The organism is Bradyrhizobium sp. CIR18 (assembly GCF_014198295.1).
GTDB lineage: Bacteria > Pseudomonadota > Alphaproteobacteria > Rhizobiales > Xanthobacteraceae > Bradyrhizobium.
This window is the reverse complement of the sequence record NZ_JACIHF010000001.1, coordinates 1,214,168-1,238,739: the sequence shown is the minus strand read 5'-3', so window position 1 is coordinate 1,238,739 and position 24,572 is coordinate 1,214,168. Positions and strand designations below refer to the sequence as shown.

Genomic DNA, 24,572 nt, shown 5'->3' with positions numbered 1-24,572 from the left:
ACTGTCAAGACCGAACAGGGGAGATTGGCGATGGCAGGTGAGGGGCGGAGCAAGGACCTCGGCAAGGGCCTTGGAAAGTCTGGAGAATTGGACTTTCCGCGCCCCCTGACCACGGTCGATGTCGTGATCTTTACGATCCTCGACGACAGCCTTCAGGTGCTGCTGATGCAGCGCCCGGCCGGCGAGGGCGAGCCGTTTCCGCTCAGCTTGGCGCTGCCGGGCGGCTTCGTGGACGTCACGAAGGACCGCGACCTCGCGGCCTGTGCGGCCCGCAAGCTGAGGGAGAAGACCGGGGTCACCAGTCCTTATCTCGAGCAGCTCGGAAGCTGGGGAAGTGCGACGCGCGATCCGCGCGGCTGGTCGGCGACGCACGCCTATTTCGCGCTGATCCCGGCGGACGCAAGCGTGCTGGCGAACGATGCGCACTGGTTTCCGATTCGAGGAGGCAGGCTCAAGGACAAGCTCGCTTTCGATCACGGCGACATCCTGGCAACCGCGATCCAGCGCCTGCGCAACAAGGTGGAATACACCTCGCTGCCGGCCTATCTGATGCCGCCGGAATTCACGCTGCCGGATTTGCAGCGCGTCTACGAGATCGTGCTCGACCGCCCGCTGGAGAAGAGCGCCTTCCGCACCCGCATCCTGTCGGCCGACATGATCGAGCCGGTCGCGAAGATGCGGCGCGGCCCGAACCGCCCGGCGCAACTCTACCGCCTGAAGAAGGGCAGCGAGCCCGTGTATTTCGTGCGGACGTTCAATCCGCCGGAATGAATTCCGCGGCGGCATGCCGAGCCGTCGGTCAGCGTGCAGGATGGGTCGGCTCGGCCCTTTAGCCCAGATAACATCATGTTAGGTTTATCGCATAACTGGGTAATTGTGTTAGCCCGGCGAAAGCCTACTGTCTCTTCACTCAAGACACCGACCGGCAGTGCCAAGCGCTCGCGGAGCTCCGCAGAGCGCCCGGAGATTGCTGTCCAATTTGTCCAGCGAAGCCCGCCAACGGGACGTCAACAAACGAACAGATCGGGAGGAGCTTTTGTGATGGCTACCACGCGCGCGATCCACGACATGAGTCAGTCCAGGAAGGCTGCTGCCAGCGGCTGGATCGGGTCGGCTCTCGAATATTATGACTTCTTCATCTACGCGACCGCTGCGTCGCTGATCTTCCCGCAAATCTTCTTCCCGTCGGACAATCCCACCGTCGCGATCGTCGCATCGCTGGCGACTTATGGCGTTGGATATGTGGCCCGGCCGATCGGCGCCTTCGTGCTCGGACATTGGGGCGACACCCATGGCCGCAAGACGGTTCTCATCCTCTGCATGTTCCTGATGGGCATCTCGACCATGGCGGTGGGCATCCTGCCGACCTATCAGCAGGTCGGCATCCTGGCGCCGATCCTGCTCGTCATGCTGCGCCTCGTGCAGGGATTTGCCGTTGCCGGCGAAATCTCCGGCGCAAGCTCGATGATTCTGGAGCATGCGCCGTTCGGTCGGCGCGGCTTCTATGCAAGCTTCGCCCTTCAGGGCGTGCAGGCCGGACAGATTCTCGCAGCTGCGGTCTTCCTGCCGCTGGCGGCCTATATGCCGACCGACGCCTTCAACAGCTGGGGCTGGCGGATTCCCTTCCTGCTCAGCTTCTTCGTCATCGTCGCCGGCTACATCATTCGCCGCGAAGTCGACGAGACCCCCGCCTTTGCGCGAGAGGGCGAGCGGGGAGAAACGCCGCGGGCGCCCATCGTTCAGGCCATCAAGCTGAACTGGCCCGACATGCTCAGGGTCATCTGCATGGCGCTGATGAATGTCATTCCGGTTGTCGCGACCATCTTCGGTGCGGCCTACGCGGTGCAGCCGGCCTACGGCATCGGCTTTGCCAAGGACGTTTATCTGTGGATCCCGGTCCTCGGAAACATGCTGGCCGTGTTCGTTATTCCCTTCGTCGGCAATCTCTCCGACAAGGTCGGGCGCAAGCCTCCGATCGTCGTGGGCGCGCTGCTCTCCGGCTTGCTCGCCTTCGGCTACCTCTATGCCATCAGCATCAGGAACGTGCCGCTGGCGATCCTGCTGTCGCTCCTGATGTGGGGCGTCGTCTATCAGGGCTATAACGCGATCTTCCCGAGCTTTTACCCGGAGCTGTTTCCGACCCGCACACGGGTGTCGGCGATGGCGATCTCGCAGAACATCGGAACGACCATCACCGCCTTGCTTCCAGCCCTGTTCGCCATCGTAGCACCTCCCGGCTCGGCCAACATTCCCTTGACGGTGGGCGCGATCGCCTTCGGCATCACGGTGATCGCGGCGCTGGCGGCCGTCACGGCCCGGGAAACCTATCGGATCAAGATCGACGATCTCGGCAATCCCAAGGCCGTTCCGATGCCGCGAGCCGACTATGAGCGGCAGCGTGCGGAAGCCGCGAATGGTGTGGCCGCAGTTCAGACCTGACGCGAACGCAAGGAAGCCGTGCCGCTGCGACAATTGATGTTTGCGGCGGCAGGGCTCCGCGCGCTATGTCAGGGCCTGATCGAACTTGGTGCGCGTGAGCGCGATCATCATGAGGTTGCAGGATGAACCCCGTCGTCGTTGCTGTCGCTATCACCGGCTCCGTTCCGCGCAAGAAGGACAATCCGGCGGTGCCGATTCTGCCGTCCGAACAGATCGAGTCGACGCAGGAGGCCTTCGAGGCCGGCGCCACGCTTGCCCACATCCACGTTCGCAATGATGACGAGACGCCGTCGTCCGATCCCGAACGTTTTGCGAAGGTAGCGGAGGGGATCAGGAAGCATTGTCCTGGCATGATCGTGCAGTTCTCGACCGGCGGGCGGGGCCGCGATCCCTCGGCGCGCGGATCGTCGCTTTATCTGAAGCCGGACATGGCCTCGTTGTCCACGGGATCGGTGAACTTCCCGACGATTGTTTATGAGAATAGCGCCGCCCTGGTCGAGACCCTCGCCACCGGCATGCAGACGAATGGCATCCGGCCGGAGATCGAGATCTTCGATCTGTCTCATATCCATGGTGCCCGCCGCCTGATCGAGGCGGGGCTGATCGACCCGCGTCCGCACGTACAGTTCGTCATGGGCGTCAAGAACGCGATGCCGGCGGACGAGCATGTCCTCGACATCCTGCTGGCTGAGCTCAGGCGGCTGATCCCGCACGCGACCTGGACCGCGGCCGGGATCGGACGTCACCAGGCCGAGGTCATGGGCTGGGCGCTGGCGCGGGGCGCCGACGCGGTTCGGACCGGGCTCGAGGACAATATCAGGATCGACAAGACACGCCTGGCCGCCAGCAATGCGGAGCTCGTGACCATCGCCTGCGAGGCTGTCACGCGCCACGGTCGCCGCGTTGCGACCGCCGCCGAGGCGCGATCCTTGCTCGGGATCGCGCGGTAGAGGCCACTGCCTCCTCCTGACATGCTCCCGGCTGCCTTCTGCCATTCGGCGGCCGGCGTTCCCGTGCGCTGAGTCTCCAGCTAAGAGAGGTGTCACAGGCGTGATCGGCGCCTGCCGGGCAGGCGAACGTTTGGAATGCGGTTCTTGAAATCTGACAGCGGGCTGATCGGGGTCCTGCTGGTGCTCGCCATCACGCAGCTGGTCGGATGGGGCACGATCGGGCTTCCTGCCATCGTCGGGCGCGATCTCGCCGCCGATCTCGGCATGAGCCTGCCGGCGGTGTTCGCCGGGACATCCGTTCTCTATGTCTCGATGGGGCTGTGCGCGCCGTGGCTCGCCAGATCGTTTGCGCGGCATGGCGCGCGGACGGTCATGATGGTCGGCACGGTCGTCACCGCGCCCGGCTTCGTGCTGCTGTCTCTCGCGCGCGAGCCGATGCTTTATTTCGCCGCCTGGATCGTCCTCGGCATCGCCGGCAGCGCCACGCTGTCGACCGGCGCCTATATCATGCTGAACGAGGTCGCGGGGCGGCAGGCCAAGAACGCGATCGGGGCCTTGATGCTGGTGACAGGCCTGTCCAGCAGCATCTTCTGGCCGACGACGTCGTTCCTCAGCGGGCACCTCGGCTGGCGGGGGACGTGCCTGGTTTACGCGGCCATGCTGATCCTCGTGTCGCTTCCGCTCTATGCATTCGTGGCGCCGCGCCGGAGACTTGCGAAGGACGATGGCGGCAAGCCGGCTAAGTCTGCCGATGTGCCCGCGATTCCAAGGAGCACTTTCGGCCTCGTCGTCGCCGCGATCACGCTCAACGCCTTCGTCAATTTCGGCATCAGCGCCATCATGATCGAGCTGTTGCGGGCGGAGGGGCTCACGCCTGCGCAGGCCCTCGCGTTCGGCTCGATGCTGGGCGTGATCCAGGTCAGCGCCCGCGGGCTCGATCTCCTCGGCGGCGGGCGATGGGACGGGATCACGACCGGGCTCGTCGCGGGCACGGCGCTGCCTGTCGCCATGCTGCTCTTGATGCTGAGCGAAGGCGCGACCTGGGCGGTCGCGGTCTTCATCCTGCTCTATGGCGCCGGCAGCGGCGCGATGGCGGTGGCGCGGGCGACCATCCCGCTGGTGTTCTACGACCAAGCCGAGTTCGCCAAGGCGATGTCGATGATCGCGCTGCCGCTCAATCTGGCGTCCGCGATCTCGCCACCGCTCCTCGTCGGCCTGCTTACCCAATTCGGCAGCCGCGGCGCGCTCGGTCTCACCTTCGTCTGCTCCTGCGCGACGGTATTGATCCTGATCCTGCTCGGCCGGCGGCGGCCGCGCGTGGCGGCGGCAGCCGTGACCTGAGCCGATCAGGCAATATTCGCGGCGCGGAAAGTTGCGGACAGGAATGGGCGTGCTGCCGGAGCTGCGGATAGCCGTATGCCGCCAGTGCAGTGCTCAAGGCGCCAAAATAGTGTATCCGCTGGGGAGCGCGGCCGCTCAGAGCCGCCGCGCCAAAATTCAGTTCCCCGGAGGAAATCGACATGTCGGCCCTGCCGCTTTCAGGCATCAAGATCCTTGACCTTACGCGCGTGCTTGCCGGGCCTTTGTCGGCCCAGATGCTGGGCGATCTCGGCGCCGAGGTGATCAAGATCGAGCGGCCGGGCACCGGCGACGACGCGCGCGCCTTCGGCCCGCCTTACCTCAGCGATCCCGAAGGCAAGGCCAACAACAACAATTCCTTCTATCTCTGCGCCAACCGCAACAAGAAGTCGGTCACCGTCAACATCGCCAAGCCCGAGGGCCAGGCGATCATCCGCGAGCTCGCCAAGGACGTCGACGTCTTCATGGAGAACTACAAGGTCGGCGATCTCAAGCGCTACGGCCTCGACTACGAGACCATCAAGGCGATCAACCCCGGCATCATCTATTGCTCGGTGACCGGCTTCGGCCAGACCGGACCGTACGCGCCGCGCGCCGGCTATGACGCCATCCTGCAGGCGATGGGCGGCCTGATGAGCGTCACCGGCCACATGGATGGCGAGCCGGGCGAGGGCCCGATGAAGGTCGGTCCCTCCATTGTCGACTACATGACCGGCATGAACACCTCGATCGGAATTCTCTCGGCGCTCTACCATCGCGACGCCAATAACGGGCAGGGCCAGCATATCGACGTCTGCCTGTTCGACACGGTCATTGCGTCGTTGTCGCACTGGCTGCAGATCTACCTCGTCAACGGCAAGACGCCGCCGCGACGCGGCACCTGGGGCAATGGCGGCATGCCGGCCGGCGTGTTCCGCTGCACCGATGGCGAGCTGATGCTGGTGGTCGGCAACGACGGCCAGTTCCGGAAGACCTGCGCCGTGCTCGGCGAACCCGAGCTTGCGAGCGATCCGCGCTTCGTCAAGAACAACGACCGCGTCACGCACGGCAAGGAGATCATGGCAATCTTCGCCGGCCTGTTCCTGAAGCAGCCGGTGGCCTACTGGCTGGAAAAGCTGGAGGAGGCCGGCGTGCCCTCGGGTCCGATCAACAATTTCGAGCAGGTGTTTTCCGATCCGCACGTCCAGTCGCGCGGCATGTGGGTGAAGACCGAGCACAAGTTCGAACCGGAACTCTCGCTGATCCGAAACGCGCTGACTCTTTCGGGCACCCCCATCACCGAATATCGCGCCCCGCCGCTGCTTGGTGAGCACACGCAGGAGGTCCTCGGCGGCAAGCTCGGCTATGATGCGGGCAAAATCGAGACGCTGAAGCAGCAGGGGATCATCTAACTCAGCAGAGGCAGCGTGCGCTCTTACCCTCTTCCCTCGTGGGAGAGGGTGGTTCGCAGCAAAGCGGCGGCCGCAGAGGACGCGCGCGTGCTCGGGCTTGCCTGAGGCTTGCGCGCCATCCCCAGATAGTTCCGGTCCGTAGTCTCACAGGCTTCCGTTCCGCGCCAGACTCTGTTTCGATCTCTCCACTAACGTCGGGAGGGAAATGGATGTCCTACACGATCGGGTTCCAGGCCAAGGACCAGAAGGCAATTCTGGCGACCGAGGCGGCCACCGCCAATCAGGCCGTCGCCATCGTTGCCGCACTGCGGCAGAGTGCCGAGGAGATCAAGTTCATCCGCTCGCCGCAGGAAGGCGAGATGGGCATCGAGATGCTGCTGCTGCTCGCCAAGGAAGAGGCCGAGGAGATGCCGCAGCGGGCCTGAACCCGTCGCGACAACCACACTTCGATTAAAAGCGAAGCATGCCGACTGCAGAATAAGGTAGTCCGGCGTCGGTCTCGCTTGAACCGAAGGTGGCTGCATGAAACGCGAAGCGCTCCGCGTCGAACCGATCTCGACCTTTCTCGACCGCCGCAACGCACCGGTCTCGCCGGTGACGCGCGCCGGCAACATGATCTTCGTCGCGGGCCTGCCGCCGTTCGACCCGGAGACGGGCGAGATCGCGCAAATGCCGATCGAGCGGCAGAGCGAGATCGTCATGGAGCAGATGAAGCTGTGCCTCCAGGCGGCCGGTGCCTCGCTCGACAACGTCATGAAGTGCAATGTCTATTGCACCTCGACAAAACATTTCGCCGCGTTCAACGCCATCTATGCGCGCTATTTCCCTGATGATACGCCGGCGCGGATCTTCGTCTGCACGCCGGAATGGTTCGGCCCCTTCGACGTCGAGATCGACTGCATCGCGATGACGTGAGGGACTACCTCGCCGCGACCCGCGCCGGTGCCTTCGTCTCGGCCTTTCCCGCCGTCAGCGCCATCGTCGCCACGCTGACCACGCGCGCGACCACGTCCTCGACGTCGTCGAGGTCGCATTTGCCTTCCGACAATTTTATCAGCCGCTCGCTCTCGCGGATGGTGTGGTGCGCCATCGCGAGCGCGAAGTTGAGACCCCAGTAGATATCGACGTCGCTGCGGTCGGGCAGGGCACGGCGCATCGCGCCGGCGAATTTGCGCAAATGGTCGATCTCGCGGTTCTTGATGCGGCGGATCGGCGGCACGGATTCAATCGAGGCGCGGATCATGAAACGCGCTGCGGTCGAGCGCTGGTTCTCAGGCCCGAGGCAGCCGCGCAGCGTCGGCCCGACCAGCGCGTGCAAGATCACCTCGATCGGCGCACGGCCGCCGCCTTGCTCTTCCGCCGCCTTCAATTCGCGCAGGCGCTCGCGGTTGGTGGCGATCGAGCGGGTGACGAATAATTCCGCGATCAGCTCGTCCTTCGAGCCGAAATGATAGTTCACCGCGGCGAGGTTGACACCCGCCTCCGCGACGATGTCGCGCAGCGTCACGTCGCCGAAGCCGCGATCGGCATAGAGCCGTTCGGCGGCGGCGAGAATGGCAGACCTCGTATGATCGCTGGCCATGACCTTTATCCCGTCATTCCGGGGCTCGCGAAGCGAGAACCCGAAATCTCGCCCCACATTTCGAGATTCCGGGTTCAGCCCTGCGGGCCGCCCCGGAATGACGTCGTGAGCGAGGGAGTTGCAATTCAAACAGTTGTATGAAACTATCGTTTGAAGGCCGGATATGTCAATCGCAATCGGACCCGTTCGCAACTCGCGAAGCCGGTTCCGAAGCGTCCGCAAGCCGCGCGCTTGCGGGCTGCGCGCAGCGGGAGACCAGTCCGGCGCAAAACAGGCTCGCGAAGCAAACAGGTTCGCAGAAGAGAGACGAGGAGCGTCCCATGGATTTCGATCTGTCCCCCAAGCAGAAGGAATGGCTCGACCGCGTGCGGTCTTTCATGGCCAAGCACGTGCGCCCGGCGGTGCCGATCTATGATCAGCAGGATCACGCCGGCGAGCGCTGGAAGGTGATCCCGATCCTGGAGGACCTCAAGAAGAAGGCGAAGGCCGAAGGCCTCTGGAACATGTTCATGCCGCCGAGCGAGCATGAGGACGACGAATTCCGCGGCGCGGGACTGACCAATCTGGAATACGCGCTGCTGTCGGAAGAGATGGGCCGCATCACCTGGGCTTCGGAAGTGTTCAACTGTTCCGCGCCCGACACCGGCAACATGGAAGTGTTCATCCGCTACGGCTCCAAGGAGCAGAAGCGCAAATGGCTGCGTCCGCTGATGGACGGCGAGATCCGCTCCGCCTTCCTGATGACGGAACCGGCGGTGGCCTCCTCGGACGCGACCAACATCGAAACCCGCATCGAGAAGGATGGCGATCATTACGTCATCAATGGCCGCAAATGGTGGTCGTCCGGTGTCGGCGATCCCCGCTGCAAGATCGCGATCCTGATGGGCAAGACCGATTTCAAGGCGGCCAAGCATCAGCAGCAGTCGCAGATCCTGGTTCCGCTCGACACGCCCGGAATCAAGGTCGAGAAGATGCTGCCGGTGTTCGGCTTCGACGACGCGCCGCACGGCCATGCCCAGGTGTTGCTGGAGAACGTCAGGGTGCCGAAAGAGAACATCCTGCTCGGCGAAGGCCGTGGCTTCGAGATCGCGCAGGGCCGGCTCGGCCCCGGCCGCATCCATCACTGCATGCGCACCATCGGCAAGGCCGAGGAGGCGCTGGAGAAGATGGTGAAGCGCCTGTCCTCGCGCAGCGCCTTCGGCAAGAAGATCGTCGAGCACTCTGTGTGGGAGCAGCGCATCGGCGATGCCCGCACCAACATCGAGATGACGCGCCTGCTCTGCCTCAAGGCTGCCGACATGATGGACAAGGTCGGCAACAAGACCGCGCAGGCCGAGATCGCCATGATCAAGGTCGCAGCCCCCAACATGGCGCTGAAGATCATCGACGAGGCGATCCAGGCTTTCGGCGGCGCCGGTGTCTCGGACGAGGCGGGCCTTGCCAAGGACTACGCCCACATCCGCACGCTCCGTCTCGCCGACGGTCCGGACGAGGTGCACAATCGCGCCATTGCCAGACTTGAGGTTCGGAAGTATGCAAACTCTCCCGGTCACTAAGAGGGAGAGCCGGGAGGCGCTCCCGATCTGAAGACACGACAGGGCATGATGCGGTGACCGCTTGACGCAAGTGCGTCAGCGGTTACCGATTAGGATCATGCTCGACCTGAAATGGTCAGGACTGAAGAGGGAGCGTCATCGTGGCTGACGGCGTCAGGAAAGACGAAGAGTTCTCGGGCACCAAGCCGGTCGAGGAGCGTCATCGCTTCGACGAGATGCGGCTCGAAGCCTGGATGCGCGACAACGTCGAAGGCTATCAGGGGCCGCTGGTCGTGCTCCAGTTCAAGGGCGGCCAGTCCAATCCGACCTACCGGCTGAACACGCCGAACCGTTCCTACGTGATGCGCCGCAAGCCGTTCGGCAAATTGCTGCCGTCGGCGCATGCGGTCGATCGCGAATATCGGGTGATCGCAGCGCTCGGCAAGCAGGGCTTTCCCGTCGCGCACGCCTATGCGCTGTGCCAGGACGACAGCGTGATCGGCGCGGCCTTCTACATCATGTCGATGGAGGAGGGCCGGGTGTTCTGGGATCCGACGCTGCCGAGCCAGGATGGCGATGCGCGGCGCAAGATCTTCACCAGCAAGATCGAGACGCTGGCGAAGCTCCACATGTACGATCCCACCGCGATAGGGCTCGGCGAGTTCGGCAAGCCTGGCAATTATTTCGCGCGCCAGATCGACCGCTGGACCAAGCAGTATCGCGCGTCCGAGACGCAGCACATTCCGGAGTTCGAGAAGGTCGCCGAATGGCTGCCGAAGACGGTGCCGGAGCAGGCCCGCGTCTCGATCGTCCATGGCGACTATCGTCTCGACAACATGATTTTCCACGCGACGGAACCGCGCGTACAGGCCGTGCTGGACTGGGAGCTGTCGACGCTCGGCGATCCCATGGCCGACTTCACCTACCTGTTGATGCAGTGGATCATGCCGGGCCTGCAGGGCGCGGACCTCAAGGCGCTCAACATCCCGAGCGTGGAAGAAGCTGCGCAGATCTATTGCAACGTCACCAAGATGACGGTGCCTGATCTCAACTGGTACTTCGCCTACAATCTGTTCCGTCTCGCCGGCATCACCCAAGGCATCGCCGGCCGCGTCCGCGACGGCACCGCCGCCAACGCCAAGGCGCTGGAGTCAGCCAAGCGCACCGTGCCGCTGTCGCAGGCCTCATGGGAATACGCGCAGAAGGCCGGCGCGGTGTAGGAACGACGAAGGCGCCGCCGGTGGCCGCGCTTTTTTCTTGCGCCACTCTCGCCACACACTCCGTCATTGCGAGCGTAGCGAAGCAATCCAGACCATTTCCGCGGGGACAGCCGGGATTGCTTCGTCTCAAGGGCTCCTCGCAATGAGGAGGCGGGATACGAGACCCCTGATTGACAGCTCTCGTAGGGTGGGCAAGAGCGCGCAGCGCTGTGCCCACGATCTCCCCGTGATCGCAGCCTGAGGGTGGGCACGCTTCGCTTTGCCTACCCTACGGCACCTACGACGCCGCTTTCGCACAATGCGCGATCAGTCTCTCCACGAACCCCGCACACTTCTCCAGCTCCGCCATCTCCACGAATTCATCCGGCGTATGCGCCTGCGCGATCGAGCCCGGGCCGATCACCACGGATGGGATATCGGCCATGCTGGCGAACAGGCTGGCCTCGGTGCCGAAGGCGACCTTGGCGTGGTCGTTGCGCCCTCCAAGGCTCTTGGCGAGCGTGACGATGGCGGCGTCGGCGGCGGTGTCGAGGGCGGGGTAGTCGAGGATCTCCTCGAAATCGATGCCGCACTCCGGATGCCGCGCCTTCATCGCTGGCTCGAGCTCGGCCCTGGCCCAGGCGACGATCGCATCCGTCACCTCCCTGGACTCGGTGATGCCGATGCCGCGGCATTCGAAATCCACCGTGCAGGTGTCGGGCACGATGTTCAGCGCGGCGCCGCCGTGCACGATGCTGGTGAGCAGCGTCGAGTGCGGAACGTCGTAGAGGCTGTCGGTCGCTCGCACGGCTGCGAGCGCCACGGCGCGGCGGCGGATCTCAACGATCAGCTCGGCGGCATATTCGATTGCGTTTACGCCGTCGGGCGCGATCGAGGAGTGGCGTGCAAGCCCGCGAAAGGTCGCGCGCACGCCGTGCTTGCCCTTGTGGCCGATGATGACCTTCATCTCGGTCGGCTCGCCGATGAAGGCGCCGAGCGGTATGATCCGTTTCTTCGCGACCTCGCCGAGCATCGGCCGCACGCCGACGCAGCCGATCTCCTCGTCATAGGAGATCGCCAGATGAATCGGCGTTACGAGCTTGGCCTCCAGCATCTCCGGAACCATGGCGAGGCACACCGCGACAAAACCCTTCATGTCGGTGGTGCCGCGGCCGTAGAGCTTGCCGTCGCGCTCGACCAGCCTGAAGGGATCGTGGCTCCAGTCCTGTCCCACCACCGGCACGACGTCGGTATGGCCCGACAGCACCAGGCCCGGGCGGTCCTCGGGGCCGATCGTGACCCACAGCGAGGCCTTCTGCCCTGTTACGTCGGTGATGCGCTCGCCCTTGACGCCGAACGCGGCGAGGTAGCTCTCGATATGGGCAATCAGGGGCAGGTTGGTGCGGTCGCTGACGGTGTCGAAGCCGACGAGGTCGGCGAGGAGTTTGCGGATACGGTCGGGTCTTGAGCTGGGCATTGTCTCGTTCTGTCAGGGAGTATGGAGGCTGCAGTGCTTGCAGGAACCATACCAACGCGGTGGCTGATTGCGCAAATCAACACAAACCCGTAGCCGGATGGAGCGAAGCGTAATCCGGGGCCTGCGTGCTTCGTGACAGGACTCCCGGATTACGCTGCGCTTCATCCGGGCTACAAGGGCCACAATCCCTTGGGTTGCCCGTCGGGCAAAACACGCCAGCGCTGGGTCAACGCAGGGCGACAAAAATATTCCACTTTACCGAAATTCGGAAATGACGTATGTGTCGCCTCAACCCGGCCCAAGGAAGAGGGGCGTATCGCGATCGTCACGAACGCGGGCCGGGCGGCGGTGGACGCAGGTGACATCGGCGCGAACAGCTTCGCAGGGCGGGTAACCGTGAGCGAAGACCTCGCGCACACGACCGGTGTGATCCGCGTACGGCAAAATCGTGTGGTCCTGACGCCCGGGGTCTGTGCGTCAAGTGTTGCGGTGATGGGTGTCGTCCAACCGGACGCATCCCTCAGCCATCCGCAAGGCGACGGGGGCAATAGTGCAACGCTCCCCGGGGAGAGCACGACATAAGCCGTAAAGCCACTGCGCAGGGAAGGCCGGGATGTCCTGGCTACACCTGTATGCCGCTGTGCAGCTTCTTGTTACGCAGGTTTCGCACAGTGGACCTCGGGTGCCAGCGGGCTCCCGGTCTTCCCTGCGCCCTCTTTCAATTATGAGGGTGAAGAGATGAAGCAAAGCTCGGGCGAGATGAGCCGCGAGGATGCGAGGGTGTGTCTGCGGTTTGAGCTACGTGCCACGATCTCGATCTCGTAGGGTGGGCCCACGCCCTGTGGCTCAGGGAAGGAGATCGTGAGCACGGCGCTATGCGCCTTTGCCCACCCTACGGCACGGCGGCTGGATCTGCACTGGAGCATCGCAATGACGATGTGGAGAGAGCTGCCAAACTCGCCTCTCGTGCCCTGGACGCTGCGCAGCAGCGTAAGAACGCTGCAGCGCGTCCGGGACACGCGAGAGTTAAACCGGCTTGCCCGTATACGGCATCGACGCGGTGAGGCCACCGTCGACCGGGAACGCCTGGCCGTTCACATAGGAGGCTTCGTCGCTGGCCAAAAACAACCCCATCGCCGCGAGCTCGTGCGGTTGGCCGGGGCGCTTGAGCGGGTTGAGCTGGCCGATCTTGTCCTGGGTGCCGCGCTCCTTGGCGCGGTCGAAGATCGGCTTGGTCATGCCGGTCTCGATCAGGCCCGGGCACACCGCGTTGATGCGCACGCCGGTGCCGGTGAGCGAATACGCCGTGGTCTGCACCAGGCTGATCACGCCGGCCTTGCTTGCGGCATAGGGATGCCCGCTGGCCCCGGCCTTGAGGCCTGCAACGGACGCGGTCAGCACGATCGCGCCGGACTGCTGCTTCACCATGTGCGGCATCGCGTGCTTCACGGCGAGGAACGGGCCGATCAGATTGACGCGCAACACCTCCTGCCAATGCTCTACGGTTTGCTCGCCGAGCGGGACGAGCCCGCCGCTGACGCCGGCATTGGCCCAGATCACGTCGAGTCGGCCGTGGGTCTTCACCGCCTTGTCGATCACGGCGATGACGTCCGTCTCGGAGCCCGCGTCGGCGATCATGGCTTCCGCGACGCCGCCGGCCTTCTTCACCTCGTCGACGGTCTCCTTCACCGCCTCGGTGCGATCGACCGCGATCAGCTTGGCGCCTTCCCGGGTGAACAGCAGCGCGGCGGCGCGACCGATGCCGCTGCCGGCGCCGGTGATGATGACGGATTTGCCTTGCAGGCGGCCCATGCGTTCTCTCCTGTGGTGCCTCACGCGACGCTTGCCGCGCGACGGAATTTCAAACAAGATTTCAAACGGTAAAAGTGTCTTGAGACACGTTCACACCTGACGTACAGCGACATCAAACGGGATGGAAGGGTTTCGATGGCAGGCGCAGACAAGCCCAATGTGGTCATGACACGGTGGTGGTGGGTCCGTCACGCGCCGGTGCGCAATGACGGCGGCAACATCTACGGACAAAGCGACATCGCCTGCGACACCAGCGATACCTATGTGTTCAATGCTGTTGCCAAGGTGCTGCCACGCACGGCGGTCTGGTATTCGAGCAATCTGATGCGCACGCACCAGACCGCGGAAGCGATCTGGGCGGCCGGCTTCCCAAGGCCTGAATCGATGAAATGGGAAGCGGACCTCGCCGAGCAAAATCTCGGCCGCTGGCAGGGCATGAACCGCGCCCAGTTCGTCGCCAGCCGACCCGTCGGCACGAGCTGGTTTGCCGACATCAACGAGCCCGCGCCCGGCGGCGAGAGCTTCATGGATCTCTACAACCGCACGCGCCGCACCATCGAGCGGATCAACGCTGAGGCGGGAGGCCAGGACATCATCGCGGTCGCGCATGGCGGCACCATCAAGGCGGCGCTGGGGCTCGCGCTCGACGGCCAGCCGGAGCGGGGATTGTCGTTCGACATCGACAATTGCTCGGTGACGCGGCTGGATTATTTCGCAACTCCCGAGCGCAAGGTCTGGCGGCTGCCGATGGTGAACCAGCAGCCGTGGATCGCGGATGCTGCGCACGCGGCGATGCATCAGCCGGCGGGACCGGAGGTCAAGAAGCTGGCCTGAGTGAGCTGTCATTCCGGGGCGATGCGCAGCATCGAGCCCGGAATCTGGAGATGAAGACAAAGATCAATCTGGGAGAGAAACATGACCTTGTTCGACATGAAGGGGAAAGTCGCCGTCATCACGGGATCGACGCGCGGCATTGGGCTTGCGATTGCCGAGCGCATGGCCGAGCACGGCGCCAAGGTCGTGATCTCATCGCGCAAAGCCGATGTCTGCGAGCAGGTGGCCAAGGGCATCAACGACAAGTTCGGCAAGGGCACCGCGGTCGCAGTTGCTGCGAACATCTCCTCGAAGGAGAACCTGCAAAACCTCGTCGATGAGAGCAACCGCGCCTTCGGCAAGATCGACGTGCTGGTCTGCAACGCCGCCTCGAACCCGTACTACGGTCCGCTCGCCGGCATCTCCGACGACCAGTTCAGGAAGATCCTGGACAACAACATCGTCGCCAACAACTGGCTGATCTCGATGGTGGTGCCGCAGATGATCGAGCGCAAGGACGGCTCCATCATCATCGTCTCCTCGATCGGCGGATTGAAAGGCTCGACCATCCTCGGCGCCTACGCCATCTCCAAGGCCGCCGACATGCAGCTGGCGCGCAACCTCGCCTGCGAATACGGCAAGGACAACATCCGCGTGAACTGCATCGCGCCCGGCCTGATCAAGACCGATTTTGCCAAGGCGCTGTGGGACAATCCGGAGAACCTGAAGGCCTCGACCGCGCGCTCGCCGCTCCTGCGCATCGGCATCCCCGACGAGATCGCCGGTGCCGCGGTGTTCCTGGGGTCCAAGGCCGGCGACTTCATGACCGGCCAGACCATGGTGATCGACGGCGGCGCGACGATTAGCTGAGAAGCGTTGTAGGCCACGGTGTGGCCGCGAGTGACGGTGCGCTCCCTCTCCCGCTTGCGGGGGAGGGTTGGGGAGGGGGTGTCGCCACAATCGAGGACCCCCAAGAGGAGAGGGCCCCCACCCGGCACTTGGTGCCGACCTCCCCCGCAAGCGGGAGAGGTTGCACCGAGCTTGGTGCTTGATCATTCAACTCAAGCGACGCCACCTCACTCCACCGCCGCGTAAACCAGATCCCGCACCAGCGTTCGCGTGTAGTCGCGCTGTCCCGGCCCCTGGCTCATGAACACCGCGAACAGATCCTCCTTCGGATCGATCCAGAAGAACGTCCCCGCGATGCCGCTCCAGAAATATTGGCCGACGCTGCCGGGGAACGGCGCGATGCCGGCCTCGCGGCGCACGGCGAAGCCGAGGCCGAAACCGTGGCCGGGCGAGAGCAGGGTTCCGTTGGTCTGAACCTGCGGCCCGAGATGATCGGACGCCATCAGCTCCAGCGTCTTGCGGCCGATGATCCTGGCGCCGTCGAGCGTGCCGCCGTTGCGCAGCATCAGGCAGAAGCGAGCATAGTCCATCGTGGTCGAGACCAGGCCGCCGCCGCCGGACTCCATCACCGGTGCTTCGTGCATGTTGAACAGCGCGACCTTGTCGCCGGTCCACGGATCGGCCGCGAATGGCTCGGCGAGCCTGCCCGCATTGGCCTCCGAGGTCGAGAAGCCGGTCTCGGCCATCTGCAGCGGGGCGAGCACGCGTTCGGTGAGGAACGTGCCGAGCGACTTGCCGCTGACGACCTCGATGATGCGGCCGAGGATGTCGGTGGAGCGGCTGTAGTTGAATTCCGCGCCGGGCTGGCAGACCAGCGGGAAGCTCGCCACCAGGGCGGCGTGCTCGGCGTTGGTGATCTTGCGGCTGCGGACGCGGGACTCCTGGTAGAGCTTGTGCACGGGGCCGTCGCCCTGGTGCTCGTAGGTCAGGCCCGAGGTGTGGCGAAGCAGGTCCTGCACGGTCATCGGCCGCGCCGGCGGCACCAGCTCCAGCTTGCCGTCCTTGACGATGCCGACCTGCTGGCTGGCAAATTCCGGGATGAACTTTGCGACGGCGTCGCTGAGCAGGAGATAGCCGTCCTCGACCAGCGCCATGATGGCGACCGAGACGATCGGCTTGGTCATCGAGAAGATCCGGAAGATCGAATCCCGCGTCATCGGCGCCGCGGCCGCCGGGCTCTGCCGGCCGAGCGCCTCGAACCAGCCAACCTGGCCGCCCCTCGCCACCAGCACGGTGATCCCGGGAACGGTTCCCTTGTCGATCTCGCGCTTGAAGGCGTCCGACATGGCCTGCAGGCGCGGCCGCGACAGCCCAAGCGTCTCCGGCCTTGCCTCGGGCAAAGGCGGGGTGGAGGCTGCGATCGTGGCCTGTGAGGCGGCTGGAGCGGTCGCTGTGGCGGTCATGGGCACTCCCAGTGTGTTTTTGATTATCGGCAACGGACTGTGGCCCAGAAACCCCGGTGCAAACAAGCGAAGCGGGCGCGGTTCACCCTTGCAAACCGGCCGTCGCCTGTGCTTGAAAGCGGCCCTGATCCTGGGGCGACCCGAGGTCTGTAGGAGTGTAGCTCAATTGGTAGAGCACCGGTCTCCAAAACCGGGGGTCGCAGGTTCGAGCCCTGCCACTCCTGCCAGTCAAATCAATCACTTAAGTCAGGTGCTGGCAGGATAGGGACAAGGCGTCCCGCGGGCGAATCGCCACGCGCGAGCCCATCTCACCAGGCCTGAGCCCATCCGCTTGATGTCCGGGGTTGGCAGGCCAGGCGGCGCCTAGCGCGCCGGGGCCCGCTCCGCGTCGTCAGGAATCTGGCTGAGATCGACGTCCCGGATGGGAACGCGGCGCAGCAGCGAGACGATGGTGCCGCCGAGCTCGAAATAGGTACGCAGGCGCAGCGCACGGGACGAGCCCTTCAGCTCTGCGTTCAGGCTCACGGGCACCTGGACGTAGGTGAGGCCGAGCTGGAGCAGCGAGATCAACGCGCAGATCTGATAGCCGTAGCCGTCGGCCTTGACCGCGATCTGGCGCAGCCATTTCACGGGGTAGACGATCATGCTGTGATAGTCGGACAGCCAGAAGCCGAACAGGCAGTTCAGGATGAACCGAAGCGAATGCGACTGCAGCGAGCGGTTGACGGAGCGGTCCGACTGGTTGTCGCGATAGGTGATGACGAGGTCGGCGGCGCCCGCCGCCTTGAACATCCGGGCAACACCCTCGTTCTGAAAGGCGTGATCGCCGGGAATGAGCGTAATGGCATCGAATTTCGCGCGTGACAGGGCGTATTCGAAGCCGGCACCGACGCCTCGCGGCTGGGCGTTATGTTGCACGATGATGCGCCGCTCGCCGGCTGCGAACTCGTCCATGATCGCGCCGGTGGCGTCGGTGCTGCCGTCGTCGATCAGGAAGATCTCGAAATCGTCGAGCAGCTCGCGGGCGAGCGGCAGCACGCCGTCAATGGTGTCGGCGATCTTGTCCTGCTCGTTCAGTGCAGGGATGACGATCGTAAGCCGTTTTGCCGCCCTGGAAGGTGTCATCTTATGCCGCCCGTTGCCGGCCACTCTTTACTGGTGGAACCCTGGCGCAACTCTAGGTCATCTGAACTAGGCGAACAATAAGGGGCCCGCAGATATGCCCTGCACAATCGGCACGAAACCGGCGATGTGTGTGATCTCGGCAACTATTCGGAAAAATCATAGAGGCTGGTATCGCCGATACCGAAGGCGCGGCGCAGCTGTCCGACGCGGCCTGCCATAGTCCGGCCCGCCGCCGTCGCTGCAAAATGTGAATCCACCGGTTCGACCAGGCCGCCGTCGACCAAGTTCCCAATTCGTCCCTGGAACAAATCTGGAACCTGCCGTTCGATGATCTCCGAAAGTGGAGCCCTCCGCCCGGGCCGGTCCAGGAGGCTGAGCAGAATGTCCAGGGAAACCGATTTGTACACTGCGCCAAACGCGAAGACGTAACCCATCACGCAAAAACCGAAAATCGACGCGGCGTCCCAATACTGAAATTGCGGGACGACGAGGATTCCAAGCATCACGCCGAGACCATGGGTGAGGATCGCGGCGATCGCAAGCAGGGTCACGGCGCCAAGCGACCATCCGCGAGCGCGGGCCATGAGCTGCAAGGCAGGCGCCAACAAGGCGAAGGTCACTGCGGCGAGAAATCCGACAACGAAGGACATCGTGGCCGCTCACCCAAGGCCCGTCGACAGACGAAGGAGTTTGACGAGACGCGCGACCGCCACCCCCTTGGCCGTCGGAGCCAGCCTGCCGTCGGCCGTGATCACCATCCCCGCGCCGACCAGGAGCTTCAGGCGGTTGTGCGTGAAGGTGCCGAGATCTCCGCCCTGCATGTAGGCTACGGCCCATTGCTGCAGGGTGAGGGGACGCCCGGCTTTAACGAGTGCCGTGAGCAGCGTCAGCGTAAAGCCCCAGGCCAGCAGGCTGAACAGGATGTAGAAAAACATCATCGCGGTCGCGAGCAGGAATAGGCCGCCAAGCACGTCGTCATAACGGCGCTGACCGGGAAGCGCGAGACAGGCGATCGCGTAAAGCGCCAAGACGGTGATGCAGCCGAGCCGGAAGCGGCGGCCGGATCCGCCGGTGGCGGCGATGCGCGCGTAGCACAATAGCAGCAGTGGCAGCGCGACACTGAGACCAATCGCAGCGGCTTGCGCCGGGCCCGGGAGCATGTTCATTGCGGAAAATCGTCCCGGACGCCTCTCAGGCCCAGCCAGAGCGAAAGTCTATAAAAGGTCGCATTTTTCCGGTCAAGGGAGCCCATCATCCCGCCTTGCGGACGTCACGTGGGCGTGCGAATCCTGCCGGCGATGCCGTTCCTCCGTCCGAGATGTCCCCATTGCTGCGTGCGATAGTCGTCCTCCTCGTCGTGCTATTGGCTGCGCATGCGCCGATGCTCCTCAACGACGGTCTCTTCATGGACGACTGGCTGGTGCTCAAGCCGCGTCCCGACTATTTCATCAACATCGATTTCCTGCTGAACGGCGCCGGTCATCCGATCTTTTACAGCTACGACACGTTCGCGAACTGGACGGGCGCCCCCGTTGTCGTGATGGTCTCGCTGGCGATTGCTGGAATTGTCTTCGGCGCAATATCGCTCGCCCTGACCGCAACGCGTCTCGGTCTGCTCGACCGCGCCGAGGCGGTCGGGTTCGCGCTGATCGTCTGGACATATCCCGGCTATCAGCTGTGGGCGGGCAAGGCGAACGCGGTCTACGTCTTCAGCTTCGGACTGCTGTTCATCGGCGCATGGCTGTTGACGCTGGCCTTCAGCGCCCGCGGCCTGCGGCGCGTGCTGCTTCGCGTGGCCTGTGCGCTCGTGTTCCTGCTGGGCTTCGCACTCAACTCGACGATCGTGCTCTATGCCTTCGTGATGCTTGGTCTGTTCGTTGCGATATGGCGGGGCGGGAAGCCGACGGACGGCTTGGTTCGCCGCACATGGCTCGCATCCTGGCGCTACGCCCTGGGTTATCCGGAATTGATCCTGCTTCCTCTGATCTACTGGGGCACGCTCAATATCTGGTTCAAGCGGATTGGCGTGTACGCGCAGCACTATGATGCCCATTTCCCGACGCTCGGCGAGTTGGTGAAGGGATGGTTGGCATTCTTCATCACCGGCTACAGGGACGTCCTGGCCCACACGTTGCGTGCGGCGATCGCCGTCCCGGGGCTGTTCATTTTGGCGGCGGTGCTCGTCGGCATCGTCTTGCTGCTGCTGCGCGCCGACACGAAGCCGACTACGTCCAGACTCGCGATCGCCTTGCCGCTCGTGCTCGCCTTGGTCTTGTTCCTCGCATTGTCGTCGCCTTATCTGATCGCCGGCCTGCGGCCGTCGTCCACGCATTTCTACGAGAGCCGACATCTACTGATGTTCGGTGTGCCTGCGGCGCTGGGGTTTCTCGCATTCAAGCGGCTGGCCGAACGTTGGACCAGTCCCAGCACCGCCTTTGCAGCCATATTTGGATCGGGCCTGATCATGTCGATCGGCATGCTGTGGAGCGACTACGTCTTCATGCAGGCGAGAACGCTGAAGCAGGAGGCCCTGACGCGCAACCTTGCCGGCCGCGCCCAGCCCGCGGCGACGGTCTATGCGCTCGATGACGGCTTTTTCGACTACCCCTCACGGCATGTGCCGTTCGGCCTCGCCGAGGTCACCGGCATGCTGCGCCTTGCCTGGGGCAATCAGCCGTTCTTCGGATTTGCACTGCGGGCCGAACGGCCCGACATCCTGCGGGGAATGGACGAGGCGCGGACGGCTCCGGGAAGCGCATTCCATCATTTCGATCCGACGGGGCCGCAGGCGACGATCTCGTTCCAGCCGGGCCCAGGGGCCGCACCGAACCAGACCTTGGTGCGGAAGTACTATGCGTGCCGGTTCCTGGCGCGCTGCGATGTTGAAGAGTTCCTGGCTCAACTTGCGCAGGTGACGATCAAGCTCGGGCCCATCGCGGGCGTCCTGCCGCTCGAGGGCGCAAGCAAGGCTGCCGCGCCTAACCGCTAGCCCGCTGTTTCCAAACCGTCTCCGCAAGCGCGATGTCGGTCACTGAATCCGCGCCGGAGGCCAAGGGGACGCCTCGCGCGGCGACGTCGGAAACGAAGGCGTCCGCCTGGCGCCGAAATGCCCAGCTCTTGTCGCCCGTCAGCCGCGTGCTCTGACCATCGTGATCGACGATGACCTCCGCCTCTTGCTCGGCGAAAGGTGGCGGCAATTCCAGGGTCACTGCGCCGCGCTCGAAATCGATCGTCAGCCCCTCGCGCCAGCTGCCGTCGGAGCCGTTCACGAGATCCAGCGTGCAGGCGATGCCGTCGAAGTCGAGCGTGATGCGCGCGGCTCCCGAAATCTCGATCGCGCTTTCGGCGACCGTCGGCGACGATCCGAGCAGGTAGCGCGCAAGATTGATGATATGGCTGAAAACGTTCAGAAAATTATCGTAGCCGGGACGCATCGCGCGCGGCATCCAGTCGGGACCATCCTGCCAGAGTTCGATCCCGTCCGGTCGCGCTTCGCCGGACATCACGAAATTGTCGTGCGACCGGCCCGTGTCGCCGCCGAAGCACCAGCCTTTTGCCCGGACGATGCGTCCGAGCGAGCGGTCTTCGCGCAAGCGCGTCAGCACCCGCAGCGCCCGTGCCACACCGGCATCGTGACGTTTCATGTAGCCGACGCTGTAGACGAGGTTTTGCTGCCGCGCGGCTTCGACCAGCGAAATGGCCTGGGCCGTCGTGTAGGCCATCGGCTTTTCCGACAGCACGTGCCGCCCGCTGTTCAACGCGTCCAGGACGATCGGGCCGGTGGCACGACGCTTCGTCACGACGACGACGGCGGACACCGCGCTGTCCGCGAGTAGCTCGCGGTGCGTGCCGTAAACCTTGGGAATGCCGAACTTCTGCGCCGCGGCGGCAGCGAGGTCCGGCCGGAGATCGGCGATCGCGACGACGCGGCAGGCGGGATTGGCAGCGAAATTGGCGAGGTGGCACATCTGGCCGACCATGCCCGTTCCGATGATGCCAATGCCTGGCTTCACTGGCTAAGATCCTTTAGCGCTTCCGGATCACGAGGAAATGCGCCGGCTGTCCCCACGTGTTGATGAAGGCCGGATCCGCCTGGGTGAGGGCGGTGACTGCGGACACGTCCCGTCGCCCGATCGCGCCAAAGATGCGATGGAAGCTGTCGAGCGTCGCGATGATGGCTTCGATGTCGGCGGCATCGTCGGCGAGAACGTCTGTGGTCCGGATTGTCTCGCGCAGCGACGCAAGGCCCGCGATCACGCGCGGCAGGCTCGCGCCGAAGGGATCGTCGATCATGCCATCGACGTCGAGAACCAGCGCCTCGATCGATGCCGAGATCGCCTGCACGGCATCGGCCTTGCCGACCAGATAGAGCTTTCGTCCGCCGAGGAAGCTCAGGCGGCTGCGGTCGAGATGGTGCGTCGCGCGGTGCAGCTTCTCATCGCCGGACAGGACTTTCTTGTGCCAGTAGATGTCGAGGCTGTCGCGGTAGGCCGGCCATGCCGAATGGACGTCGAACCCCTGTTGATGCGCCGCCGCGCACAAGGTGGCCGCGTCGAGAAAGTAGCGATGCCGGACGAACGGATTTTCCAGCACGTCCATCAGCCAGGATTCGAAGCTGCGGGTGTGCGGAATGCTGTCCCACTTCGCCTCGAAAAGCAGCTTCGCAGTTTCGAGCGGGGCGCGACCGGTCAATGCCTTGCCGGCCGCATGGATCGCCTTGAGCGCGAGCTCGAAGAAGCCGCCATAGCGCTCGTAATAGGATACGACGGCATAACCGTCCGGATTGAGCAGCCGATGGAAGATGCCGAGCCATTTTTCGCTCGGCCGCACCGTGTAGATGAAGCCCTCGGCATCGATCATGTCGAAGCGGCGATCGCTGCTGAAGCCCTCGACGTCGGCCAGTGCGAGCTCGCGGAGACGCTGGGTCAGGCCGAAATGTGCGAAGTAGGCGTGGATTTTCGGGTGTGCATGCCGGTTCGGCTCGGCGAGCGTCATGTTCGCGCCCCAACCGGCAAACACCAGCGCGTTCTCGCCGGAATCGGGACCGAATTCGAGCACATCGGCATCGCGGAACAGCCGTGGCGGCAGCACCAGCTTGTCCGAAAACAGCTCGCGCCGCTGGCTGGCGTAGGCCTCGAGCTCGGTGGACGATTTGAAATTCCCGAACGTCGGCAGAACATCCTGACGTTCGTAATAGTTGAAGAGCTTGTCCTCAGCCATGCCGCGACCCTGCGGCCGCCTCGAGACGGTCGAGCTCGCTCCAGATGTCGTTCGGCGCGAAGATCGAAACGATCTGCAGCGGACGCTTCACGCTCTCGCGCAGCCGGCTGCTGACCTTGGCCTCGTTCTCCTCGTTCACGGCCAAGAGACAGACGAGCGGACCCGACTTGCCGGCGAGATCCTCGGGCGAGCGGATCGGAATGCCGGTGCCGGGCAGGAACAACCCCTGGCGCTCCTTCTGGTCGTCGACTGAGAGGTCGACGAGATCCGCCAGCTCGTGGGCGTTGGTGAAGGTGCAGGCGCGGCAGCCGGCGCCGTAGATGGCAATCTCGGCGCCGTTGGCGCGGGCCTTCGCGAGAATCGGGCGGAGACGCGCGCCATACTCTCTTGCGCGCTGACCGAATTTCTCGCCGACGCCGGACGGCGCGGGCGGCGGCGTCACGGCGCCCTTGGCGCGGCGGGCGGCGATCGCGAGGCTGCCGCCGCTGAAATTGTATTTCTTCACGGACACCGCCTCGAAGCCGTGGCGCGCCAGCAGCGTGAGCAGGGTCGGTTCGGTGAAATAGCTGACGTGCTCCTCCCAGAGGACGGAGAGGTCACCCACTGCCGAGCCGGGCGCGAAATCTGGCACGTCGATGAACAGCAGTCCGTCGTCGCTGAGCGCGATCTTGACGCAGTCGAAGAAGTTCTCGAAATCGACAATGTGCTCCAGCACCTGGCGCGATATCACGAGGTCGAACTTGCCGGACTGAGCGACAGCATCGTGGGCCATCGCCGGGCTGAGCATGTCGGCATAGACCTTGATGCCGCGCTCGCGGGCGATCTTGCCCGACACCGGATTGGGCTCGACGCCGACCATGACCTTGGTGCCGCGCTCGCGCAGCTTGTCCATGAACAGGCCGTCGTTGCATCCGATCTCGAACACGGACTGGTGCTTGGAGAATTTCGCGATGGTGTCGAGCTCGTCCGCCTGATGCGGCTCCGGCTTCCAGCTGCTGAAATTGTAGTTGAACTGGCGGTACAGAATGTCGGGATCGATCGGCTTGACGATCTGGGGCAGGCCGCAATCGCCGCAAGCCAGCACCTCGAACGGATATCGTTCATCTTGCTCGTTTCGGCTATGCCGAAGCCGATGCGCAATCGGCATCAGTCCGAGGTCGATGACCGGACGCAGGTTGGTCGAATGGCAAAGGCGGCAATGGTCGGTCACGGGTTGTTCTCGCGTGTGGACAGATCTGACGAGGCGATTTTCACTGAAACCGAGGCGGCCGGCAATGACCTGTTCCAGCGCCGGATACGTCTGATAACCGGTGGGCCCCCCTCCGGCCGCCACCTCCTTAGTCGGGAGGTACCAGCCG

The 24,572-nt window shown here is 64.2% G+C and carries 22 protein-coding genes and 1 tRNA gene; 13 read left to right on the top strand and 10 right to left on the bottom strand.

Features of this window, described 5'->3' with window-relative positions:
• Positions 1–30: 30 nt before the first annotated feature.
• The 7 genes from GGD65_RS06115 (at position 31) to GGD65_RS06085 (ending at position 7,054) form a co-directional block, all read left to right on the top strand.
• Positions 31–771 (top strand): NrtR DNA-binding winged helix domain-containing protein, encoded by a 741-nt coding sequence (locus tag GGD65_RS06115; RefSeq protein WP_183234653.1) that lies wholly within the window; start codon positions 31–33, stop codon positions 769–771.
• Positions 772–1,041: 270 nt separating this feature from the next.
• Positions 1,042–2,439, top strand: coding sequence for an MFS transporter (locus tag GGD65_RS06110; RefSeq protein ID WP_183234652.1), 1,398 nt, complete (start codon positions 1,042–1,044; stop codon positions 2,437–2,439).
• 122 nt (positions 2,440–2,561) lie between these two features.
• A complete protein-coding gene (locus GGD65_RS06105) occupies positions 2,562–3,389 on the top strand; it encodes a 3-keto-5-aminohexanoate cleavage protein (RefSeq protein WP_092260283.1) in 828 nt (275 codons plus the stop codon).
• Positions 3,390–3,524: 135 nt separating this feature from the next.
• Positions 3,525–4,730: an MFS transporter gene (locus GGD65_RS06100; RefSeq protein ID WP_183234651.1), complete on the top strand. Its 1,206-nt coding sequence runs from the start codon at positions 3,525–3,527 to the stop codon at positions 4,728–4,730.
• Between the two features lie 179 nt (positions 4,731–4,909).
• Positions 4,910–6,139 carry a CaiB/BaiF CoA-transferase family protein gene (locus GGD65_RS06095; protein WP_183234650.1) on the top strand — a complete coding sequence of 410 codons (1,230 nt, stop codon included), beginning with the start codon at positions 4,910–4,912 and terminating at the stop codon, positions 6,137–6,139.
• Between the two features lie 209 nt (positions 6,140–6,348).
• Positions 6,349–6,564: a hypothetical protein gene (locus tag GGD65_RS06090; protein ID WP_018322217.1), complete on the top strand. Its 216-nt coding sequence runs from the start codon at positions 6,349–6,351 to the stop codon at positions 6,562–6,564.
• 97 nt (positions 6,565–6,661) lie between these two features.
• Positions 6,662–7,054 (top strand): RidA family protein, encoded by a 393-nt coding sequence (locus tag GGD65_RS06085; RefSeq protein WP_183234649.1) that lies wholly within the window; start codon positions 6,662–6,664, stop codon positions 7,052–7,054.
• Positions 7,055–7,058: 4 nt separating this feature from the next.
• On the opposite strand, the gene GGD65_RS06080 is transcribed toward GGD65_RS06085, so the two are convergent.
• Positions 7,059–7,721, bottom strand: coding sequence for a TetR/AcrR family transcriptional regulator (locus GGD65_RS06080; RefSeq protein ID WP_183234648.1), 663 nt, complete (start codon positions 7,719–7,721; stop codon positions 7,059–7,061).
• 320 nt (positions 7,722–8,041) lie between these two features.
• Between GGD65_RS06080 and GGD65_RS06075 the strand changes: the two genes are divergently transcribed.
• Both GGD65_RS06075 and GGD65_RS06070 read left to right on the top strand, forming a co-directional pair.
• Positions 8,042–9,277 carry an acyl-CoA dehydrogenase family protein gene (locus tag GGD65_RS06075; RefSeq protein WP_018322220.1) on the top strand — a complete coding sequence of 412 codons (1,236 nt, stop codon included), beginning with the start codon at positions 8,042–8,044 and terminating at the stop codon, positions 9,275–9,277.
• Positions 9,278–9,417: 140 nt separating this feature from the next.
• Positions 9,418–10,476 carry a phosphotransferase family protein gene (locus tag GGD65_RS06070; protein WP_018322221.1) on the top strand — a complete coding sequence of 353 codons (1,059 nt, stop codon included), beginning with the start codon at positions 9,418–9,420 and terminating at the stop codon, positions 10,474–10,476.
• A 277-nt stretch (positions 10,477–10,753) separates the two neighbouring features.
• On the opposite strand, the gene argE is transcribed toward GGD65_RS06070, so the two are convergent.
• Both argE and GGD65_RS06060 read right to left on the bottom strand, forming a co-directional pair.
• Positions 10,754–11,932 (bottom strand): acetylornithine deacetylase, encoded by a 1,179-nt coding sequence (argE, locus tag GGD65_RS06065; RefSeq protein ID WP_183234647.1) that lies wholly within the window; start codon positions 11,930–11,932, stop codon positions 10,754–10,756.
• Positions 11,933–12,958: 1,026 nt separating this feature from the next.
• A complete protein-coding gene (locus tag GGD65_RS06060; protein ID WP_018322223.1) occupies positions 12,959–13,744 on the bottom strand; it encodes an SDR family NAD(P)-dependent oxidoreductase in 786 nt (261 codons plus the stop codon).
• Between the two features lie 135 nt (positions 13,745–13,879).
• On the opposite strand from GGD65_RS06060, the gene GGD65_RS06055 reads away from it, so the two are divergent.
• Positions 13,880–14,578, top strand: coding sequence for a histidine phosphatase family protein (locus tag GGD65_RS06055; RefSeq protein ID WP_179734435.1), 699 nt, complete (start codon positions 13,880–13,882; stop codon positions 14,576–14,578).
• Between the two features lie 81 nt (positions 14,579–14,659).
• The gene (locus tag GGD65_RS06050) at positions 14,660–15,427 is read left to right on the top strand and encodes an SDR family NAD(P)-dependent oxidoreductase (protein ID WP_141934334.1); all 768 of its coding nucleotides are present in this window, start codon (positions 14,660–14,662) and stop codon (positions 15,425–15,427) included.
• Between the two features lie 206 nt (positions 15,428–15,633).
• Here the strand turns inward: GGD65_RS06050 and GGD65_RS06045 are convergent, their stop codons facing one another.
• A complete protein-coding gene (locus GGD65_RS06045) occupies positions 15,634–16,869 on the bottom strand; it encodes a serine hydrolase (RefSeq protein WP_183234646.1) in 1,236 nt (411 codons plus the stop codon).
• A gap of 151 nt (positions 16,870–17,020) precedes the next feature.
• Between GGD65_RS06045 and GGD65_RS06040 the strand changes: the two genes are divergently transcribed.
• Positions 17,021–17,096, top strand: a tRNA-Trp gene (locus tag GGD65_RS06040).
• A 136-nt stretch (positions 17,097–17,232) separates the two neighbouring features.
• Here GGD65_RS06040 and GGD65_RS06035 read toward each other — a convergent pair.
• The 3 genes from GGD65_RS06035 to GGD65_RS06025 all read right to left on the bottom strand — a co-directional run bounded on the left by GGD65_RS06035 (position 17,233) and on the right by GGD65_RS06025 (position 19,160).
• On the bottom strand, positions 17,233–17,994 hold the full coding sequence (locus GGD65_RS06035; RefSeq protein WP_183234645.1) for a glycosyltransferase family 2 protein: 762 nt from the start codon (positions 17,992–17,994) through the stop codon (positions 17,233–17,235).
• Between the two features lie 143 nt (positions 17,995–18,137).
• Complete coding sequence (locus tag GGD65_RS06030; RefSeq protein ID WP_179739812.1) at positions 18,138–18,644, bottom strand: hypothetical protein; 507 nt, start codon at positions 18,642–18,644, stop codon at positions 18,138–18,140.
• Between the two features lie 9 nt (positions 18,645–18,653).
• Positions 18,654–19,160 carry a hypothetical protein gene (locus GGD65_RS06025; protein ID WP_183234644.1) on the bottom strand — a complete coding sequence of 169 codons (507 nt, stop codon included), beginning with the start codon at positions 19,158–19,160 and terminating at the stop codon, positions 18,654–18,656.
• A 152-nt stretch (positions 19,161–19,312) separates the two neighbouring features.
• Between GGD65_RS06025 and GGD65_RS06020 the strand changes: the two genes are divergently transcribed.
• Positions 19,313–20,983, top strand: a complete 1,671-nt coding sequence (locus tag GGD65_RS06020) for a hypothetical protein (RefSeq protein WP_183234643.1) — start codon at positions 19,313–19,315, stop codon at positions 20,981–20,983.
• Here the strand turns inward: GGD65_RS06020 and GGD65_RS06015 are convergent.
• Genes GGD65_RS06015 through GGD65_RS06005 form a run of 3 tightly spaced genes read right to left on the bottom strand, consistent with a single transcriptional unit; the run spans position 20,973 to position 24,424 of the window.
• Entirely contained in the window at positions 20,973–22,007 is a 1,035-nt protein-coding gene (locus tag GGD65_RS06015; RefSeq protein WP_183234642.1) for a Gfo/Idh/MocA family protein, read from the bottom strand. The two genes, GGD65_RS06020 and GGD65_RS06015, sit on opposite strands and share 11 nt — an antisense overlap.
• A gap of 13 nt (positions 22,008–22,020) precedes the next feature.
• Positions 22,021–23,214, bottom strand: coding sequence for a class I SAM-dependent methyltransferase (locus tag GGD65_RS06010; protein WP_183234641.1), 1,194 nt, complete (start codon positions 23,212–23,214; stop codon positions 22,021–22,023).
• Complete coding sequence (locus GGD65_RS06005; RefSeq protein WP_183234640.1) at positions 23,207–24,424, bottom strand: class I SAM-dependent methyltransferase; 1,218 nt, start codon at positions 24,422–24,424, stop codon at positions 23,207–23,209. The genes GGD65_RS06010 and GGD65_RS06005 overlap by 8 nt, the downstream gene beginning before the upstream one ends.
• Positions 24,425–24,572: the final 148 nt, after the last annotated feature.

Bases quoted from the DNA above. Each gene is read 5' to 3' on its own strand.
- GGD65_RS06030 (WP_179739812.1), bottom strand. From the start codon at position 18,644: ATGTCCTTCGTTGTCGGATTTCTCGCCGCAGTGACCTTCGCCTTGTTG.
- GGD65_RS06075 (WP_018322220.1), top strand. From the start codon at position 8,042: ATGGATTTCGATCTGTCCCCCAAGCAGAAGGAATGGCTCGACCGCGTG.
- GGD65_RS06085 (WP_183234649.1), top strand. From the start codon at position 6,662: ATGAAACGCGAAGCGCTCCGCGTCGAACCGATCTCGACCTTTCTCGAC.
- GGD65_RS06115 (WP_183234653.1), top strand. From the start codon at position 31: ATGGCAGGTGAGGGGCGGAGCAAGGACCTCGGCAAGGGCCTTGGAAAG.
- GGD65_RS06035 (WP_183234645.1), bottom strand. From the start codon at position 17,994: ATGACACCTTCCAGGGCGGCAAAACGGCTTACGATCGTCATCCCTGCA.
- GGD65_RS06080 (WP_183234648.1), bottom strand. From the start codon at position 7,721: ATGGCCAGCGATCATACGAGGTCTGCCATTCTCGCCGCCGCCGAACGG.
- GGD65_RS06090 (WP_018322217.1), top strand. From the start codon at position 6,349: ATGTCCTACACGATCGGGTTCCAGGCCAAGGACCAGAAGGCAATTCTG.
- GGD65_RS06110 (WP_183234652.1), top strand. From the start codon at position 1,042: ATGGCTACCACGCGCGCGATCCACGACATGAGTCAGTCCAGGAAGGCT.
- GGD65_RS06010 (WP_183234641.1), bottom strand. From the start codon at position 23,214: ATGGCTGAGGACAAGCTCTTCAACTATTACGAACGTCAGGATGTTCTG.
- GGD65_RS06045 (WP_183234646.1), bottom strand. From the start codon at position 16,869: ATGACCGCCACAGCGACCGCTCCAGCCGCCTCACAGGCCACGATCGCA.
- GGD65_RS06105 (WP_092260283.1), top strand. From the start codon at position 2,562: ATGAACCCCGTCGTCGTTGCTGTCGCTATCACCGGCTCCGTTCCGCGC.
- GGD65_RS06095 (WP_183234650.1), top strand. From the start codon at position 4,910: ATGTCGGCCCTGCCGCTTTCAGGCATCAAGATCCTTGACCTTACGCGC.
- GGD65_RS06025 (WP_183234644.1), bottom strand. From the start codon at position 19,160: ATGAACATGCTCCCGGGCCCGGCGCAAGCCGCTGCGATTGGTCTCAGT.
- argE (WP_183234647.1), bottom strand. From the start codon at position 11,932: ATGCCCAGCTCAAGACCCGACCGTATCCGCAAACTCCTCGCCGACCTC.
- GGD65_RS06020 (WP_183234643.1), top strand. From the start codon at position 19,313: ATGTCCCCATTGCTGCGTGCGATAGTCGTCCTCCTCGTCGTGCTATTG.
- GGD65_RS06100 (WP_183234651.1), top strand. From the start codon at position 3,525: ATGCGGTTCTTGAAATCTGACAGCGGGCTGATCGGGGTCCTGCTGGTG.
- GGD65_RS06050 (WP_141934334.1), top strand. From the start codon at position 14,660: ATGACCTTGTTCGACATGAAGGGGAAAGTCGCCGTCATCACGGGATCG.
- GGD65_RS06055 (WP_179734435.1), top strand. From the start codon at position 13,880: ATGGCAGGCGCAGACAAGCCCAATGTGGTCATGACACGGTGGTGGTGG.
- GGD65_RS06060 (WP_018322223.1), bottom strand. From the start codon at position 13,744: ATGGGCCGCCTGCAAGGCAAATCCGTCATCATCACCGGCGCCGGCAGC.